17 protein-coding genes are annotated in these 16,896 nt (G+C 54.3%); all 17 read right to left on the bottom strand.

Translation table 11 applies throughout. The features are described from left to right. Positions 1–23: 23 nt before the first annotated feature. Complete coding sequence (locus GZ1_RS04825; RefSeq protein ID WP_020755566.1) at positions 24–785, bottom strand: glycosyltransferase family 2 protein; 762 nt, start codon at positions 783–785, stop codon at positions 24–26. Further along, complete coding sequence (locus tag GZ1_RS04830) at positions 742–2,238, bottom strand: alkaline phosphatase family protein (RefSeq protein WP_033005943.1); 1,497 nt, start codon at positions 2,236–2,238, stop codon at positions 742–744. The genes GZ1_RS04825 and GZ1_RS04830 overlap by 44 nt, the downstream gene beginning before the upstream one ends. Further along, positions 2,235–3,164, bottom strand: a complete 930-nt coding sequence (locus GZ1_RS04835; protein ID WP_033005937.1) for a lysylphosphatidylglycerol synthase transmembrane domain-containing protein — start codon at positions 3,162–3,164, stop codon at positions 2,235–2,237. The genes GZ1_RS04830 and GZ1_RS04835 overlap by 4 nt, the downstream gene beginning before the upstream one ends. Continuing rightward, positions 3,154–4,098: an NAD-dependent epimerase/dehydratase family protein gene (locus GZ1_RS04840; RefSeq protein ID WP_033005946.1), complete on the bottom strand. Its 945-nt coding sequence runs from the start codon at positions 4,096–4,098 to the stop codon at positions 3,154–3,156. Before GZ1_RS04840 ends, GZ1_RS04835 begins: the two co-directional genes overlap by 11 nt. Positions 4,099–4,274: 176 nt before the next feature. Beyond that, on the bottom strand, positions 4,275–5,480 hold the full coding sequence (locus GZ1_RS04845; RefSeq protein ID WP_033005938.1) for a hypothetical protein: 1,206 nt from the start codon (positions 5,478–5,480) through the stop codon (positions 4,275–4,277). A gap of 141 nt (positions 5,481–5,621) precedes the next feature. Next, the gene (gene ssuD / locus GZ1_RS04850) at positions 5,622–6,740 is read right to left on the bottom strand and encodes an FMNH2-dependent alkanesulfonate monooxygenase (protein ID WP_020755571.1); all 1,119 of its coding nucleotides are present in this window, start codon (positions 6,738–6,740) and stop codon (positions 5,622–5,624) included. Between the two features lie 13 nt (positions 6,741–6,753). Continuing rightward, the gene (ssuE, locus tag GZ1_RS04855) at positions 6,754–7,296 is read right to left on the bottom strand and encodes an NADPH-dependent FMN reductase (RefSeq protein WP_015375551.1); all 543 of its coding nucleotides are present in this window, start codon (positions 7,294–7,296) and stop codon (positions 6,754–6,756) included. Positions 7,297–7,445: 149 nt separating this feature from the next. Beyond that, the gene (locus tag GZ1_RS04860) at positions 7,446–8,438 is read right to left on the bottom strand and encodes an aliphatic sulfonate ABC transporter substrate-binding protein (protein ID WP_060788007.1); all 993 of its coding nucleotides are present in this window, start codon (positions 8,436–8,438) and stop codon (positions 7,446–7,448) included. Further along, on the bottom strand, positions 8,439–9,221 hold the full coding sequence (locus GZ1_RS04865) for an ATP-binding cassette domain-containing protein (protein WP_015375553.1): 783 nt from the start codon (positions 9,219–9,221) through the stop codon (positions 8,439–8,441). A gap of 77 nt (positions 9,222–9,298) precedes the next feature. Further along, on the bottom strand, positions 9,299–10,084 hold the full coding sequence (gene ssuC / locus GZ1_RS04870) for an aliphatic sulfonate ABC transporter permease SsuC (RefSeq protein ID WP_015375554.1): 786 nt from the start codon (positions 10,082–10,084) through the stop codon (positions 9,299–9,301). 158 nt (positions 10,085–10,242) lie between these two features. Next, positions 10,243–11,244 carry a sulfonate ABC transporter substrate-binding protein gene (locus GZ1_RS04875; RefSeq protein ID WP_015375555.1) on the bottom strand — a complete coding sequence of 334 codons (1,002 nt, stop codon included), beginning with the start codon at positions 11,242–11,244 and terminating at the stop codon, positions 10,243–10,245. Between the two features lie 237 nt (positions 11,245–11,481). After that, the gene (gene trxA / locus GZ1_RS04880) at positions 11,482–11,796 is read right to left on the bottom strand and encodes a thioredoxin (RefSeq protein ID WP_015375556.1); all 315 of its coding nucleotides are present in this window, start codon (positions 11,794–11,796) and stop codon (positions 11,482–11,484) included. Positions 11,797–11,947: 151 nt separating this feature from the next. Then, a complete protein-coding gene (locus GZ1_RS04885) occupies positions 11,948–12,925 on the bottom strand; it encodes an electron transfer flavoprotein subunit alpha/FixB family protein (protein WP_015375557.1) in 978 nt (325 codons plus the stop codon). A 65-nt stretch (positions 12,926–12,990) separates the two neighbouring features. Then, positions 12,991–13,767 carry an electron transfer flavoprotein subunit beta/FixA family protein gene (locus GZ1_RS04890; RefSeq protein WP_013144555.1) on the bottom strand — a complete coding sequence of 259 codons (777 nt, stop codon included), beginning with the start codon at positions 13,765–13,767 and terminating at the stop codon, positions 12,991–12,993. A gap of 65 nt (positions 13,768–13,832) precedes the next feature. Beyond that, a complete protein-coding gene (locus tag GZ1_RS04895; RefSeq protein WP_060788008.1) occupies positions 13,833–14,606 on the bottom strand; it encodes an enoyl-CoA hydratase in 774 nt (257 codons plus the stop codon). A gap of 25 nt (positions 14,607–14,631) precedes the next feature. Continuing rightward, positions 14,632–15,219, bottom strand: a complete 588-nt coding sequence (gene fadR, locus GZ1_RS04900; RefSeq protein ID WP_060788009.1) for a fatty acid metabolism transcriptional regulator FadR — start codon at positions 15,217–15,219, stop codon at positions 14,632–14,634. A gap of 59 nt (positions 15,220–15,278) precedes the next feature. Further along, the coding region (locus GZ1_RS04905; RefSeq protein ID WP_060788010.1) for a long-chain-fatty-acid--CoA ligase at positions 15,279–16,896 on the bottom strand (1,618 nt) is incomplete at its 5' end.

A 16,896-nucleotide genomic window follows, 5' to 3' on the forward strand; every position in this document is an offset into this window, starting at 1 on the left:
GCCGGCGGCCCAAGGCGGCCGCCTCACGAACAATAGCGCTCCCGCTCCAAAGAAAGCAGATGCGCTTTTCGGTCAATGACCGCTTTTGTTACCGGGCGGCGCATTTCCTTCCAGATGGCCGGGATGACCGCGGTCATATAGGCGGTGAACTTGATGAACGAACGGCCGGTCGTCCGCACTTGGTAGCGGATCGGCACTTCCTTTAGTCGAAACCCTTTGCGCACTAAGTTGAGCGTCAACACTTGGGCGTAATTGTAATCGTGGATGATTTCCGCCTCTTCCATCGCTTGGCGGGAAAACGCGCGCATGCCGGATTGCCCGTCGTACAGCCGCTGGCCGAGCAGGAGCGACTGCAGCCACGTAAAGGCATAGTTGCCGAGGCGGCGGTGCCATTTCATGCCGCGAATCGTGCCAAGGAAGCGCGAGCCGATCGTATAGTCGGCCTCACCGGCGAAAATCGGCGCCAAAAGGTCAGGAATTTGTTCCGGCGGATATTCGTTATCGGCATCGATCATCACGCCGATATCCGCGCCAAGACGGACACACTCTTCAAGCCCTCGCCGCACCGCCGCCCCGAGGCCGCGGTTTTCCGGCCAGCGGCAAATGTAATCGGCTCCCGCTTCTTGCGCCGCTTCAGCAGTCCGGTCGGTCGACCCGTCATCAATGACCAAGACGCTGACCTCTACATCGGGATGGAAATGACGCGGAATGCGGCGAATCACGTCCCCAATCGCCCCTTCCTCATTGTGCGCCGGCAAAAAAACGATGACGTGCTGCTGTTTCATCGCTCTCCTCCTTCCGCATTGCTTCGATCAAAACAGGGCCGCGGCTATGGCTTGGATACGGCGCGCCAAGCAAATAGGCGATCGTCGGCGCCAGCGAGACGAGGCTTCTTTTCTCATCAACCCGTTTCCCTGCCTCAATCGCCGGACCGTACATGAAAAACGGCACATACCGCTCCCCTTCATCGAGATGGCCGTGGCCGCCGATGCCATCCGCTTGGCCATGGTCGGCGCAGACGATCAGCGTCGCGCGCTCAAGCTCGCCTCGCTCCTCAAGCCAGGCGACAAACTCGGCGATCAGCGCATCGGCTTCTTCAATTTTTTCAATATACTCGTCATACAGCACCCCGCGGCTATGGCCGGTCTGGTCGGTGGCGATCAATTGTACGACAAGCAAGTCCGGGTGCTGCTCTTCCACAATGCGTTTCGCCCGCTCGATAATATAGCGGTCAGCTAGTTCGTTAGGCATGACGGCCGTCACCGTTTCGACATCATCTCCGAACGAATCGACCAAATGAGCGATGCCAAGCAAGCGGCCTGTTTTCCCTACTTTGCGGAGCGAGTCAAAGATCGTTTCCACTTTCGCTCCGAGCTTCCATACCATATTCGAGCGAATCCCGTGCTCAAACGGATACGTGCCCGTCAACATCGATGTAAAGCAAACGACCGTACGCGCCGGGTACACGGTCTCCATTTGCGCAAATTCCGTCCCTTGCGCGCGCAGCCGTTTCAAAAACGGGGCGTTGGCCGCTTCAAACCGGTCTTTGCGCATCCCATCAATCACGATGACATACACTTTGTCACTGATCGGCACGGTTGGACTCGGCACATTGTTCGTATAAGTCGGAATGATCTCGGGCTGCCAGTCGAACAAATTCCGATGCAAAATCCATGAAAACAGCCACACCAAAGCAGCAAACAGCCAAAGCGCCCCGCACAGCGGCGCCAAATCCGCCCCTCGTTCCACTTGGATCGACGCATATTCCCAAACAGATAAAAGGAGAAAGACTTTCGGCAGCTGCTCTTGAGCGTTGCCGCTCGTCGAATCGCTGTTTTTCAGCACGAGCTTCCAAAAGCGGGTGAAATTCCACCATGACGTGCCGATGCGCAAATGGTAATAGAGCGTTCCCCAAAAAAAGACGGTAAAGAAAAAGTAAAGCCCCGACGCCAACAGCAGCAGCGCCGCATCAGCAAACGACCAAACGATGAGAAACACAACGTAAGGAATCCATAAATAATTGCGCAAAAACAGCGGATAATCATAGACATAGTAGATGACAAACAGCGGCAGCGCCGCCGCCAGACCAAGCATCCATCCCCATGAGCCGCCCATCCAATCAGCGGCATGGTAGATCGTCATCGTTCCCGCGACAAAAATCGGCGTAAACGGCTTTCCTTCATTCAGCAAATTCCAGCAGCGCGCCGCCATTTTTTCGAATCGTGACGCTTCTTTCATCGCCTCTCCCTTTCCTTTTTCCATACACCCCGCACCATCTGCCAATCGGACCGCCAAAGCAACAATACCATGGCCCCGGCGGCGTAAGAAAACAAAAACTTAAACGCATGGGTCAACACTGCCGCCGCATACGCTTTCTCCCATGGTGCGCCGAGCCGGGTCAACGCAAACGCCATCACCGCCTCATACGTTCCGATCCCGCCGGGGACGACTTGGGCGATCTGGCCGGAAACGGCCGCGCTGTTTGCCCACACCGCCTGTCCAAAGGAAAGCGGGATGCCGACTGCTTTGGCGATCACGCCAATGACGGCCGCTTCACACAACCAGCTCGCCGCCACAGCCGCAGCGATCTCCGCGCCGCGGCGGCCCTGCAACACCGTCCGCCATCGGCGCCATAACCGTTCGAGGCGGAGCGGACGGCGAAACATCACGAGCACAAGCGCCCCCCCTGCGGCAGCGGCCGCCCCCACCAGCGGAAGGCCGGGAATCCGATGCATGTACACATACACCCCCGCTGCCGCAAAACCGCCCAGCACCGCCATGTCCAATAACCGCATGACCGCAACCGACTCGATCGCCTCAGCGGCGGAAACACCCGGCTGGCGGGCAAGCACAGCGACGCGGGCGGCATCGCCCATTTTGACGGGGACGAGATGATTGATCAACAAGCTGAGCAACACCCCACGCCAATAGACGGCAAAGGCGATCGGTTTCCCGACATATTGCTTCCATGCCCATGCCCGCAGCCAAAAGGACGCGCCATACACGAAAACGGCGGCAGCCATATCCGCCGGATGGCGGGCCAGCCCGGCGAGATGCCGAAGCAACGCACGGCCGTCAAAATAGCGATACGTCATCCAACCAAACAGAACAACCATGGCCACCCCGGCGGCCTGCAGCCCCGCCTTGGCCGCCCTACCGCTCATATTCGCGCGCCCACGCCACCGTGCGGGCGAGCCCTTCGGCAAACGCCACCTTCGGCTTGTAACCAAACGCCCGCTCCGCCTTTGTGATGTCCGCCCATGTCGCTTTCACATCGCCTTTCCGCTCCGGCGCGTGCACGATTTTCATATCGGGAAAGTGCTTCCGCAACTCAGCGAGCAGTTGCTCCATGGTGACGGGCGCCCCGGCGCCCAAGTTGAACACTTCGCTTCGCCCGCCGCTGCGGTGAAGCGCCGCGGCCATGCCGGCGACAATATCATCGATGTACGTATAATCGCGCGCCGTCCCCTTGCCATACACGACAATCTCCTCGCCCACCAACAATCGGCGCAAAAACGTGCCGATCGCCATATCCGGACGACCCCACGGCCCGTAAACGGTGAAATAGCGGAAAATCGTCATTTGGTAGCCATACAAATGGGCATAGGCATGACAAAACGATTCCGCTCCGTATTTCGCCGCCGCATACGGCGACACGACGCGGCCATCAGCCATTTCTTCTTTCAGCGGCACGTTGCCGCGGTCGCCATAGACGGATGACGACGAAGCAAACAGCACATGGCTGACTCCCGCTTCCCCCGCCGCCGCCAACACATTGACCGTCGCTTTGATGTCATAATCGATATACGCGAACGGCTCCTCGAGGGAATACGGCACGCCCGGCAGCGCCGCCAAATGGTAGACGACATCGGGGCGAAACTCGACCAGCCACCTTTTCGTTCGCTCCCCATCAAGCAAATCCAAGCGGACAAGCGGCACCCGACCGCCGGTGAGTGTCTGAAACTGCCGCTCTTTCCGTTCAGCCGAATAGTACGGATGAAAGCAGTCGACGGCTATTACGTCATATCCTTGCTTGCTGAGATGGGCCGCGAGGTGGCTGCCGATAAACCCCGCTCCCCCGGTCACCACTACTTTCACAGTCGTCACCCCATTATCAAATTCACTGTCCATTAAGCATCTTACCATAGCGGCCGGCAAAAGTCGCGGATTGCAGGCAAAAGCGAAAAGCATCCGCCAAAGCGCATTCTCAGCCGGGACAAGCCGAAAGGGCGTTTGTGAAAAAAGGGCGTCCTTGGGGACACCCTCCTTCGTCATTATTTCGCCTTTTCCACTACTTGCTGCAGCGCAGCTTCAATTTGCGGCAGCCATTTGTCAGCTTCAGCTTTGTTTTTCGCCTTTGCTGCTTCCAAGTAGCGCGCCGCCTGATCGTTCAACGTGCTGTACGCCTTGTCGCCGAGCAGCGTTTTGATATCATTTTCGATCATGTTAATAAAGAGCGCGCCTTCTAAGGCGGTGATCACCGACTTGTCTTGCCCCCAATTTTCTTTGCTTTCTTCATATTCGTGAAGCGCCACTTTCGCCCATCCGCGCACGAACGCATGGTTCACCGCTTTCGGATCGAGCGTTTTGACATCGGTTTGCAGGTCAAACTGTTTCAAAATGTAGTCCGCCTCCTCCGCGGCATGCCGTTTCATATACGGATAGACGGACTGATAAAACGCCCAGCCTTCCGCCTGCTCCACTTTGGCTTCTTCGGCGTTTTCCTTGGCCGCAGCCGCCGCCTTCGCCGCATAGCCGTGCGGCAACGCTCCGCTCGCTAAATAGAATGTTTTCATCAATGTTTTGTCCACGACTTGCTTGCCGAGGGCAAATGAGAGCGCATCATCGTTTTGCACCGCTTGCTCCATTTGGGCAAACGCCCCGTTGATCGCGTCAACCAACTTCGTTCCGTAAGCCACATCGCGCTTTTCCACGGTCGACTGCAAAATCGCGTAAAATGCCTTCGCTTCCTCAAGCTCTTCCTTTACTTCTTCCTTATTGGCCCAATGCTCTTCTGCTTCGGTAAACTCATGTTTGATCGTCGTGTAAAACACTTTTTGCATCAGCTTGTCAAAAATTTGCTTGACAACCAACGGCTCAAGCGACCCGTCTTTGCCGGCGGCCAGTGCGTTGGTAATATGTTGGTCAAGCGTATCTTCAAATTCCGCGTCACGTTTTTGTACAAGCGGCTGCAGCTTTTCTTTGTAGATGCTCTCCACTTTGCCGAAGTCGACCGCCCCGCCTTGCTTCGCCTTCTCAAGCTCCGCGAGCGCTTCGCTGAACGCTCCCGCATAATCGACTTCCGCTTCTTCCTTCTCGTTCTCCGTCTTCTCTTCCTCTTTCGGCTTTTCTTGTTTTTCCACAGCCGTTTGGTTGCTGCTTTCTTTTTCTGTTCCCGCCGTCTGTTTGCTCTGGCCGCACGCGCCAAGCGCCAACGCCGCGGCGGCGAACACGGCGAGCCACTTCCATTTCCATGACATGATCGATCCCCCCATAGACCATTAAAAATGATAATCAATATCACACAAGCACGATTATAAAAGAACATGAATTTCAAAGTCAATCAAAAATAAAAAAGGATGGATGCTCTTTTGCAGCGCATCCCCCTTTTTTAGAACCGATCACACCTTAATCACATTTGGAAAAAACTCGTGACCCACTACCTCGCCGCGAATGGAAGAAGAAGGAACATCCAATGACAACAACGGGAATAACAATTCCGCCACGCGATACGCCTCTTCCAAATGCGGATAACCTGATAAAATGAAGTAACGGATGCCGAGTTGCTCGTATTCACGGAGACGTTCAGCCACTGTTTCCGGATCACCGACAAGCGCGGTGCCCGCGCCGCCGCGAACGAGCCCAATCCCCGCCCAAAGGTTTGGGCTGATCTCCAACGACTCTTTCCTCCCCCTGTGCAGCTCGCGCATCCGTTGCTGCCCGACAGAGTCATAACGGGAAAACACCCGCTGCGCCTCTTCAATCGTCCGGTCATCTACATACTGAATCAATCGCTCTGCCGCTTCCCACGCTTCTTTTTCTGTTTCGCGAACAATGATGTGGAGACGAATGCCAAATTCGATTTCTCTCCCTTCTTGGCGAGCGAGTTCCCTTACCCGTTCTATTTTTTCTTTCACCTGTCTAGGCGGCTCCCCCCAAGTCAAGTAGACGTCCGCATGGCGGGCGGCAACCTGTTGGCCGGCATCCGACGATCCGCCGAAAAAGAGGCGCGGATACGGTTTTTGCACAGCCGGGAACAACAATTTCGCCCCTTTGACTGACACGTGCTTTCCTGCAAACGTCACTTCTTCTCCTTCCAGCAATCGGCGCCAAATCGTCAAAAACTCGTCCGTCGCTTCATACCGTTCGTCATGCGACAAAAACAGCCCATCCCCCGCCAACTCAACGGGGTCGCCGCCGGTGACGACATTTACAAGCAGCCGGCCATCGGAAATGCGATCGAACGTGGAGGCCATGCGCGCCGCCAATGTTGGCGTCATCAATCCTGGGCGAACAGCGACAAGAAAACGCAATCGCCTCGTTTCCGCTGCCAGCGCTGCCGCCAACAGCCATGGATCTTCGCACGATTTCCCCGTTGGAATGAGCACCCCTTCGTATCCCAATCGATCAGCCGCTTGGGCCACTTGTTTGAAATAGCTGTATTCCGGCGAGCGGCCGCCTTTTGCCGTCCCTAAATACCGTCCGTCGCCATGAGAAGGAATAAACCAAAGGACTTTCATATTGTTTTCCTCCTTATCTCATGATCGTTTTTTCAGAGCCATGGGAAATGGAATGAATCACCTCTTCCATCCTCGACAACAAGTCGTCCGAAAACACGAGGCGGCCTTCGTCATCATGCCCCAATGTCCAATCCAAAATAAAGACGCCATGCAAGATTTCCCGCGCTCCCAAAATGGAGAAAATGGGTTTGAGCGCGTATTCGAGAGCCAACAGATGAGCAATGGTCCCCCCCGTAACAATCGGCACAACTAGCTTCCCAGCAAACGCCTTTTCCGGCAGCAAATCCAAATACGCTTTTAAAATGCCGGTGTAACTTCCCTTATACACTGGACTTAGTACAACCACCACTCGTGACTGGCGGATCCAATCATGTGTTTTCACAATCGAATCGCTTGATGAATGCGCATAAAGCAAATCTTCCGCCGGCAAATCGCGCAATCGGATGAAATATACCGTATGGCCGATCCGTTGCAATTGCTCGCTCACCCATTCGGCCACTCGATTCGTTTTCGAGGCGCGCGACGGACTTCCAGAAATAATGGCCACCGTTGTCATTTGTTTTCCCCCCACATTCTTTTATGCCCCGCTGTCCTTAACATCCCCTTGGAAGAGCGTTGTTCAAGGGGAATTCGGCTTTTCACAATGCCCTATCATTTTCAGTGGAACAGCTTGTATTGATGAAGTGTGAATGTTACAGGATTTCCTTATTGTCCCTTTATGACGACCACAGCGTCTTCCACTTTGACCCGTTTTGGAATCACCCCGGCCTCATAAAAACGATCCGCAATGCGTTGCTGGGCGTCGACCACCTCCTTCGTCAGCGGAAACACCCCATATCCTCTTCGGCTCAACGTCCGTTTCCAAATCTCTTCGCCAATTTTCGTTTCTTTAACCAATAGTTTGGCGGCTTCATCGGGAGAGGAGTGGATTTCTTGATGAACTTTATTCAGTTGTGCAATGACCGTCTTCGCTACATCTGCATACTGCTTCACATACCCATTCCGTCCTACGATAAATCCATATTGTTCGGGAAGTCCTTTCGCATCCATCAAAATGCGCGCACCGCCGTTCACTTCGGCATCGGCCAAGAACGGATCCCAAATGACCCAGGCGTCCACATCACCACGCTCAAACGCAGTTCGCGCTTCAGACGGCTGCAAATACACCGGAGTAATGTCGTTAAGTGTCAATCCAGCTGTCTCTAATGCCGTCAATAGTGTATAATGGGCGCTTGATCCTTTGCCGAAAGCCACTTTTTTTCCTTTCAAATCAGCAACGGTTTGAATCGACGATGTTTTGGGCACAATGATCGCCCGCGCAACTTCCGGTTCGTAGGCAAGATACACCAACTGTGAATCCGGGTTCGCCTGCGCCAACACCGCGGGAGCCCCGCCGACATAACCGATGTCGATTTGTCCGGCATTCAACGCTTCCAGAAGGGGGGGACCGGATTGGAATTCAAACCATTTGACTTGAACACCATGCTTTTGTAATTGTTTTTCCAAGTATCCTTTTTCTTTCAAAAATAGTGAAAACGATGATTTTTGATAGCCAATATGCAGCTCTTTCGGCCATGAATCGGCTGACGCCGAATCCTTGGACGAGGCGGGGGAGGCGCCTCGTTCTTGCCCGCAAGCCGCCAGCAGCAGGCATAAGCATGCGCTTAACACAGATAGCCAAACCAACCGTTTTTTCATCTACAACGCCCTCCTTTTCTCACCGATGGAAACTGAAGCGATCGCTCTCTCCTCCGGCTTTGTGCCTAAAATGCGACGCAAAATCGTATCCACCAAATCGGCGAACGCCGCATCGCCGCGCTGGCGCGGCCGCGGCAGACGCACAGGCACATCAAGTGTGCACACCCCGTCTTCGATGAGGATTACTCGATCCGCCAGCATCACCGCTTCATCAACATCGTGCGTAACAAGCAAAGCCGTAAACTTCTGTTCAAGCCAAAGCCGTTCAATGAGACGCTGCATGTCAATCCGAGTGAGCGCATCAAGAGCTCCAAGTGGTTCATCGAGCAACAGTAGCTGCGGATGGCTGATGAGGGCGCGGGCAAGGGCCACGCGCTGGCGCTGTCCTCCTGACAGCACGGTCGGCCAATCGTCCGCACGGTCAGCCAGCCCCACTTGCTCGAGCACCTCCAGCGCTTTCGGCTCCCATTCCCCTTTCAATCCGAGCCCGACGTTATCCATGACGCGCCGCCACGGCAGCAAGCGGGCGTCCTGAAACATGACACGTGCCTTCTCATTGAGCCCACGCAGCTCCTCCCCATCCACCAGGATCCGGCCGGACGTCGGCTCCTCCAATCCGGCGGCCAAGCGCAACAGAGTGCTTTTGCCGCATCCGCTGCGGCCAATGATGGCGACAAACTCTCCCCTCTTCACCACCAAATTGACGCGGCGCAACGCGTGTTTGTCCCCAAACTGTTTTCCCACTTGTTCCAAAATCAACTCCGCCCCTCGTCCCGGTCCCATTCATTGATCCTCCTTCCAACATTCGTTTCCAAGCCTTATGGACATTTGTTGAAGCGCCTGACATTGTTTGGCGATTTTCATATATGCTGATAATTGACGTTCCAACGAAGCCATCTTCTTTCTAGAAAACGGGCGATGCTGTCGGCCAGCTTGCCGAACAGCGCGTAAAGCAAAATGCTGAAAACAACGACATCGGTCTGCATAAACTCGCGCGCATTCATGGCCAAATATCCAATGCCGCGGTCGGCCGCGATCGTTTCCGCGACGATGAGCGTCAACCACATAATGCCAAGGGCATAGCGCAATCCAACTAAAATCGAAGGCAACGCACCAGGCAGCCAAATGCGCCAAAACAGCTGCCATGGTCCAAGCCCATAGACGCGCCCCATTTCCAGCAAGCCGGCGTCGACATTGCGGATGCCGTGCAAGGTGTTGACATACATCGGGAACAGCACGCCTAACGCGACAAGAAACACTTTCGCCTCCTCTCCAATGCCAAACCATAAGATAACGAGCGGGATCAATGCTAAATGCGGAATATTGCGAATCATTTGGATCGATGTGTCCAACAATCGCTCAGCCGGACGAAACACTCCATTGAGCAAGCCGAGAAGAAATCCGATCGATCCGCCGATGGCAAAGCCAGTCAGCGCTCTCCAAAAACTGACGGACAAATGTTTCCATAATTCTCCGTTCGAAGCAAGATTCCACGCCGCAACAATCACATCAGTCGGCGCCGGCAGCACTCGCGAAGACAGCCAACCAGCTGCTGCTGCCGCTTGCCATGCAGCGAGTAGACCGATCGGCAACGCCCACGGCACAGCCTTCCCCCCAGCCCATCCCGTCCACCTTGATAATTTCACTTCATTTCCACTCCTTTCCGTCGATTCTCGTCCAAAAGTTGTCTGCCCTTTCAGCCTGTTGGATGACGCATTCGAACCTAACCACGATCATGTTGTCAAGGAGGCAGACCGGCTTTCTATCATACATTCAGCCTCTCATCACTCTTGTGCGCATTTCTTCATTTCCCCTCACGCCAAACCGCCTCTTTCACGTCTATTTTCTTTGGCAGCAGCCCTAACTGAAAAAACTGGTCGGCGATTTGCTGCTGTTGAGCCACGACTTCATCGGTGACCGGCTCAATGTTGTATGTGCGCCGTTTGGCTGCCGTCTCCAGCGCCTGTTCATCAATGCCGAGCTCCGGAGCCAAAAACGCGGCTACTCCTTTCGGATCATTGCTTGCCCAGCGATCGACCTTCTTCAGCTCTTCCAAAATGATGTTGACAACATCCGCATGCTTTTCCGCAAACGATCGAGAAGCAAAGAAAAACTCCCGGTTGGCTGCTAATCCTTGCCCGTCTGCTATGACACGCGCTTTTCCGCCTTGCTCCGCCGCGGCGTAGAACGGATCCCAAATGACCCACGCATCGACGCTTCCTTGCTCAAAAGCAGCGCGCGCGTCTGCGGGAGGCAAATAAACGGGCTGGATGTCAGAAAGTTTCAATCCTGCTTTTTCCAACGCCTGGACAAGCAAATAGTGAACGTTCGATCCTTTGTTCAACGCCACTTTTTTCCCTTTCAAGTCCGCGATCGTGCGAATTGGCGAATTTTTGGGGACTAAAATCGCTTCAGCAGCCGGATTCGGCGGCGTGGTCGCCACGTATAAAAGCGGTGTTCCAGCTGCTTGGGCAAATACAGGCGGCGCTTCACCTGTATGGCCAAAATCCAAGCTGCCCGCGTTCATCGCCTCAAGCAGTTGGGGCCCACCGGGAAACAGCGACCATTGCACCGTATACCCCAACTTTTTCAATCGTTTTTCCAAATCCCCGCGCGCTTTTAGCATATTGAGCGTGCCATATTTTTGATAGCCGATCCGAATGACCTCGCTTGCTTCCCCTTTTTGCGACGAAGCAGATCCTTTGTCTTCCTTCCCGCTATGTGCGTCGCATCCGGAGCCCATCCATAACAAAAAGACGATGGCCAGCATCCATAGTGCTTTCTTCTGTTTTAACCATTGATCCATCATTGTCCCTCCTCGTTTTCCTCATCTAATTCGCAACGGAATAAAGCGAAGCGGCATCACCTCCCAAAAATAAACTATAACTATAGAAAAACTATGAATAAAAAATGTATAATTCCTATATAACCAATATGAATTGTTGGTTATTAATATAAAGAAAATGCTTCCTGTTGTCAATCATTTTTTGAGGCCATCAAAAAAATCCAGAGGTCCCTCCCTCTGGATTTTTGGTCATCGACATTACGCATGCTTGCTCACAAACTCCACAAGCGCCTCTTTCGGCTGATAGCCGATCGCTTTGTCGACAAGTTGGCCATCTTTGAACAGAAGCAGCGTCGGGATGCTCATGACGCCGAACTTCGACGCTGTTTCTTGGTTTTCATCGACATTCACTTTGACGATTTTCACTTTGTCGCCCATTTCGCGGTCAAGCTCTTCCAGCACCGGAGCGATCATGCGGCACGGTCCGCACCATGGCGCCCAAAAGTCAACGAGCGTGAGGCCGTCTTTCGTTTCTGCGGCGAACGTTTGGTCAGTGGCGTTGACAATCGCCATATGGATTCCCTCCCATCTTCTTGAATGCTGCAAGCAAAGTATACCATGGAATGCAAGTCTGCGCGAATGTTTTGCTTCGTTTCTACTATTCGCTTTTGCCGCGGAATTTATCCGTCAAAAAACGGACGGCTGCAGCCGCCCGTGTTGTTCATTACGAATGCACTTTCAGTTTTTTGAACTCTTCGGTGAGGAGCGGAACGACTTCGAACAAATCGCCGACAATGCCGTAGTCCGCGACTTTAAAGATGTTGGCTTCCGGGTCTTTGTTAATGGCGACGATGACTTTCGAGTTGGACATCCCCGCTAAATGCTGGATGGCGCCTGAGATGCCGCAGGCGATGTAAAGGTCCGGCGTGACGACTTTTCCCGTTTGTCCGATTTGCAGCGAGTAGTCGCAATAGCCGGCATCGCACGCCCCGCGCGAAGCGCCGACCGCGCCGCCCAACACTTCGGCGAGCTCTTTGAGCGGCTTGAAGCCTTCGGCGCTTTTGACGCCTCGGCCGCCGGCGACGATCACTTTCGCCTCGGTCAAGTCGACGCCTTCCGCCGTTTTGCGGACGACTTCTTTGACAATCGCGCGCAAGTCTTTAATCTCGACGGCGAGCGCTTCCACGCTGCCTGTGCGCGACTCGTCGCGCTCAAGCGGCGCGATGTTGTTCGGACGCACGGTCGCGAAGATGATGCCATCGGTGACAATTTTCTTTTCAAACGCCTTGCCGGAGTAGATCGGACGGGTAAAGACGATGTTGCCGCCCGCCTCTTCGACGGCGATGACGTCGGAAACGAGGCCGGCGTCGAGCTTGATGGCCAATTTCGGCGACAAGTCTTTGCCGAGCGCCGTATGGCCGAAGACGATGCCTTCCGGCTGCTCTTTGTCAATCACGGCTTTTAACGCTTGCGAATAGCCATCTGATGTATAAAATTTCAAATTCGGATGTTCGATGACGACGACGCGGTCGGCACCGCGGTAAATGAGTTCGTTCGCATGCGCCTGCACTTGGTCGCCGACGAGCACCGAGACGACTTCCCCGCCTTCGGCGATCGTTTTGGCCGCTGCAATGGCTTCAAACGAAACGTTCCGCAGCGATCCATCCCGCACTTCTGCTAAGGTCAATACTTTACGTGCCATGTTTCAGTCCCCCTATCCTTTGATTCCCCGTTGTGCTTCATCCGAACGCCGACAGCGGTTTCCGCTTATACCACTTTCGCTTCGGAGCGGAGCAGCTGAACGAGTTCCTTCACTTGATCAGCGATCTCGCCTTGCAAAATTTTGCCCGCTTCGCGCTTCGGCGGCAAGAACACTTCGATCGTTTTCGTTTTTGCTTCGACATCCTCTTCATCAAGATCCAGGTCGTCAAGCTCCAACTCGTCAAGCGGCTTTTTCTTCGCCTTCATAATGCCCGGCAACGACGGATAGCGCGGTTCATTCAGCCCTTGTTGAGCGGTGACAAGGAGCGGCAGCGACGTTTCGATGATTTCCTCATCCCCCTCGACGTCGCGCACAACGGTCACTTTGCCGCCGTCGGCAATGTCGAGCTTCGTGATCGTCGTCACATACGGAATGCCGAGCAATTCCGCAACGCGCGGGCCGACTTGCCCGGAACCGCCGTCAATAGCGACGTTGCCGGCTAAAATCAAGTCCGGGTTTTTGTCTTTTAAGTATTCAGCGAGCACTTTCGCCGTCGTATATTGGTCTTGTTCTTCGACATCATCGTCAATGTTGATGAGCACCGCTTTATCGCAGCCCATGGCGAGCGCCGTGCGCAGCTCTTTTTCCGCTTCCTCGCTGCCGACGGTGACGACCGTCACTTCACCGCCGTGTTTGTCGCGGACTTGAATGGCTTCTTCAATGGCGTATTCGTCGTACGGGTTGATGATGAATTCAGCGCCTTCCTCGTTGATCTTGCCATTGACGATGGAGATTTTTTCTTCCGTGTCAAAGGTGCGTTTCATCAACACAAAAATGTTCATGTCGTTCCCCTCCTCGGTTTGGTCGAACATTGTTTCATGTTCCAACATTCAGATATTTACAGGGATCATTTCCCTTTAAAGACAGGCGGCCGTTTTTCCAAAAACGCCTGCACGCCTTCTTTTGCATCCTCGGATCCAAACACGCGGCCAAACCATTCCGCTTCCTCGCGCACTGCCTCGGCAAACGATTTTTCCTTCGCGGTGTTGAGCAGTTCAATCGTCGCACGGACGGAAAGCGGACTTTTGGCGGCGATCTTTTTCGCCAACGCTTTTGCTTCATCAAGAAGCCGCTCTTCCGGCACCGCCTTGTTGGCAAGCCCCCATTCAACCGCTTCGAGTCCGGTGATCGGCTCGCTCGTCCACATCATTTCCGCCGCTTTGCCAAAGCCGACGTAGCGCACAAGCCGCTGCGTGCCAGCAAATCCAGGGATGATGCCAAGCTGCAGCTCCGGAAGGCCGAGTTTGGCGTTTTCCGCCACCACGCGAATGTGGCAGCTCATAGCCAGCTCCAACCCACCGCCTAATGCGGCGCCGTGAATCGCCGCAATGACTGGTTTGGAAAAGCGTTCGATCCGCTCCATCACGAGTTGGCCGTTGCGCGACAAGCCGGATGCCTCCTCAGCGGAAGCGATGGACGTGAATTCTTTAATATCGGCGCCGGCTGAGAAAAATCTTCCTTCGCCATGAAGCAGCACGACGCGTACTTCCGGATCGGTCTCGAGCTCGTCCAACACGGTTGAAAACTCTTTCAAAACCGCTGATGAAAGGGCGTTCGCCGGCGGCCGCGAAAACGTCACGACGGCGACGAACTCCTCTTTCGCTATGCGAAAATGCTCCATGAAGCCTCTCCCCTTTCTGCCTTTCCTAACGCCCGGCGGCGCACCCTTTGACGAGCAGTTCGTACACCGGATCGGCGAGGGCGGCCAAGTCATACTTTTGCTCGTTCATCACCCACGTCGTCACCGTTTCATCCAGGGTGCCAAAGATCATTTGCCGAGTGAGCCGGACGTCTAAATCTTGGCGAAACTCCCCTTTTTCCATCCCCTCCATGATGATGCGGTCGATGAGCCGCAAATATCCTTTCAGCACGTCATTAATGCGATGGCGCAGCTCTTTGTTCGACTGACGCAGCTCAAGCTGCGTCACGACCGCCATATGCGGATCAGCAGCGAGGGTGGAAAAATGAGTTTTCACCAACACATACAATTTCTCTAGGGGGCTTGAAATTCCTTCTGTCTCTTGTTCAATTTTCTCGATGAACGCCCCCATCTTTTCCTGAAAAAGCGAAATTAAAATATCCTCTTTGTTTTTAAAATAAAGGTAGATCGTGCCGTCGGCGACACCGGCCTGCTTGGCGATTTTCGACACCTGTGCTTGATGGTAGCCGTGCTCGGCGATGACGACGACGGCAGCGTCAATGATTTGCTTAAATTTCGGCTTTTCCCTCCGCAATATGGATTCTCCTTTTCTCACGTTCCATCCGCCAAATGAATGAACCATCATTCATATTTTCATTTTACGGGCAATTCTGCCGATTTGTCAAGCTTCTTTTTCTCCTCTTCCACCAACACGCGGCGCGAAATTTTGCCGACCGCCGTCTTCGGCAATTCGCTGCGGAACTCGTAGATGCGCGGCACTTTGTAAGCAGCCAGGCGCTGGCGCATAAAGGCGTCAAGCTCCTGTTCGCTGCACATCTCCCCCGGCTTTAACACGACGAACGCTTTCACCGTCTCGCCGCGGTACGGATCGGGAACGCCGATCACGGCCGCTTCCTGCACTTTCGGGTGCTCATACAGCGCTTCTTCGACTTCGCGCGGGTAAATGTTGTAACCGCCGGCGATAATGACATCTTTCTTGCGGTCGACGATATAAAAATACCCCCGCTCATCCATATAGCCGATGTCACCTGTATACAGCCAACCGTCGCGCAGCACTTGCTCGGTCTCCTCCGGACGGTTCCAATAGCCTTTCATCACTTGCGGCCCGCGCACGACGAGTTCTCCACGCTCGCCGGGCTTTGCTTCCTCACCCGTTTCCAAGGAAATGATTTTCGCGTCCGTATCCGGCCACGGAACGCCGATGCTTCCTTTCACCCGCTCCCCGTCCCAAAGGAAGTTGCTATGGGTGACAGGGGATGCCTCGGTCAACCCGTATCCTTCAATCAATTTTCCGCCCGTCACCTGTTCAAACTGCTCCTGCACCTCAACCGGTAGCGGAGCGGATCCGCTGATGCAGACGTTGATCGAAGATAAATCATATTTCGGCAAATCCGGATGGTTCAACAAAGCGATGTACATCGTCGGCGCGCCTGGGAACATCGTCGGGCGGGTGCGTTCGATCGTCTTCAACGTTTGCTTCACGTCAAAGCGAGGAAGCAACACCATTTTGCTCGCCATCATCACAGACAAATTCATCACCGTCGTCATGCCGTACACGTGGAAAAACGGAAGCACGCCGAGCACCGTTTCTTTTCCTTTTTCGCATTTATACACCCAATGGGCGCACATGAGCATATTGGCGATCAAATTGCGATGCGTCAACATGGCCGCTTTCGGACGCCCCGTCGTGCCGCCTGTATATTGCAGCAGCGCCACATCTTCCACCGGATCGATGTCCACCCCGATCGGAGCGGTTTCCTTGCGGCTCATGATCGTGCGGAACATATGAACGGTTTCGCTTTCCTCGATGCGGACGATGGGCATGTTTTGCTTCCGCTGCACAAGCGGATACAGCCATTTCTTCACCGTGGGCAAATAATCTTGCATTCTCGTGACAATCCAATGTTTGACCGGCGTCCTCCCTTTCACCTTTTCCGCCTTTGGATACAGAAGATCCATCGTCACGAGCACCGAGGCGCCGCTGTCGTTCAGCTGGTATTCAAGCTCATACTCGGTGTAAAGCGGGTTCGTCTGCACGACGATGCCGCCGGCTAGGAGCGTCCCGTAGTAGCTGATGACGGCCTGCGGGCAGTTCGGCAGCATAATCGCCACCCGATCCCCTTTTTTCAATCCGATCGTCCGCAAATAATGCGCGAATGTCAACGCTTGCTCGTACAGCTCGCGAAACGTCATCGTCTTTCCGAAAAAGTCGATCGCCTCATGGTCTCCGAATTGTTCCGCCGTCTCCCGC

This window comes from Geobacillus zalihae NBRC 101842 (assembly GCF_001544135.1).
GTDB classification, from domain to species: domain Bacteria; phylum Bacillota; class Bacilli; order Bacillales; family Anoxybacillaceae; genus Geobacillus; species Geobacillus zalihae.

What these genes read in the sequence shown, in the direction of transcription:
- GZ1_RS04895 (WP_060788008.1), bottom strand. Translation starts at nt 14,606, where the DNA reads ATGGAGCATTTTCGCATAGCGAAAGAGGAGTTCGTCGCCGTCGTGACG.
- GZ1_RS04835 (WP_033005937.1), bottom strand. Translation starts at nt 3,164, where the DNA reads ATGAGCGGTAGGGCGGCCAAGGCGGGGCTGCAGGCCGCCGGGGTGGCC.
- ssuE (WP_015375551.1), bottom strand. Translation starts at nt 7,296, where the DNA reads ATGACAACGGTGGCCATTATTTCTGGAAGTCCGTCGCGCGCCTCGAAA.
- GZ1_RS04875 (WP_015375555.1), bottom strand. Translation starts at nt 11,244, where the DNA reads ATGGATCAATGGTTAAAACAGAAGAAAGCACTATGGATGCTGGCCATC.
- GZ1_RS04860 (WP_060788007.1), bottom strand. Translation starts at nt 8,438, where the DNA reads ATGAAAAAACGGTTGGTTTGGCTATCTGTGTTAAGCGCATGCTTATGC.
- ssuD (WP_020755571.1), bottom strand. Translation starts at nt 6,740, where the DNA reads ATGAAAGTCCTTTGGTTTATTCCTTCTCATGGCGACGGACGGTATTTA.
- trxA (WP_015375556.1), bottom strand. Translation starts at nt 11,796, where the DNA reads ATGGCGATTGTCAACGCCACTGACCAAACGTTCGCCGCAGAAACGAAA.
- GZ1_RS04890 (WP_013144555.1), bottom strand. Translation starts at nt 13,767, where the DNA reads ATGAACATTTTTGTGTTGATGAAACGCACCTTTGACACGGAAGAAAAA.
- GZ1_RS04845 (WP_033005938.1), bottom strand. Translation starts at nt 5,480, where the DNA reads ATGTCATGGAAATGGAAGTGGCTCGCCGTGTTCGCCGCCGCGGCGTTG.
- GZ1_RS04885 (WP_015375557.1), bottom strand. Translation starts at nt 12,925, where the DNA reads ATGGCACGTAAAGTATTGACCTTAGCAGAAGTGCGGGATGGATCGCTG.
- GZ1_RS04830 (WP_033005943.1), bottom strand. Translation starts at nt 2,238, where the DNA reads ATGAAAGAAGCGTCACGATTCGAAAAAATGGCGGCGCGCTGCTGGAAT.
- GZ1_RS04825 (WP_020755566.1), bottom strand. Translation starts at nt 785, where the DNA reads ATGAAACAGCAGCACGTCATCGTTTTTTTGCCGGCGCACAATGAGGAA.
- GZ1_RS04865 (WP_015375553.1), bottom strand. Translation starts at nt 9,221, where the DNA reads ATGGGACCGGGACGAGGGGCGGAGTTGATTTTGGAACAAGTGGGAAAA.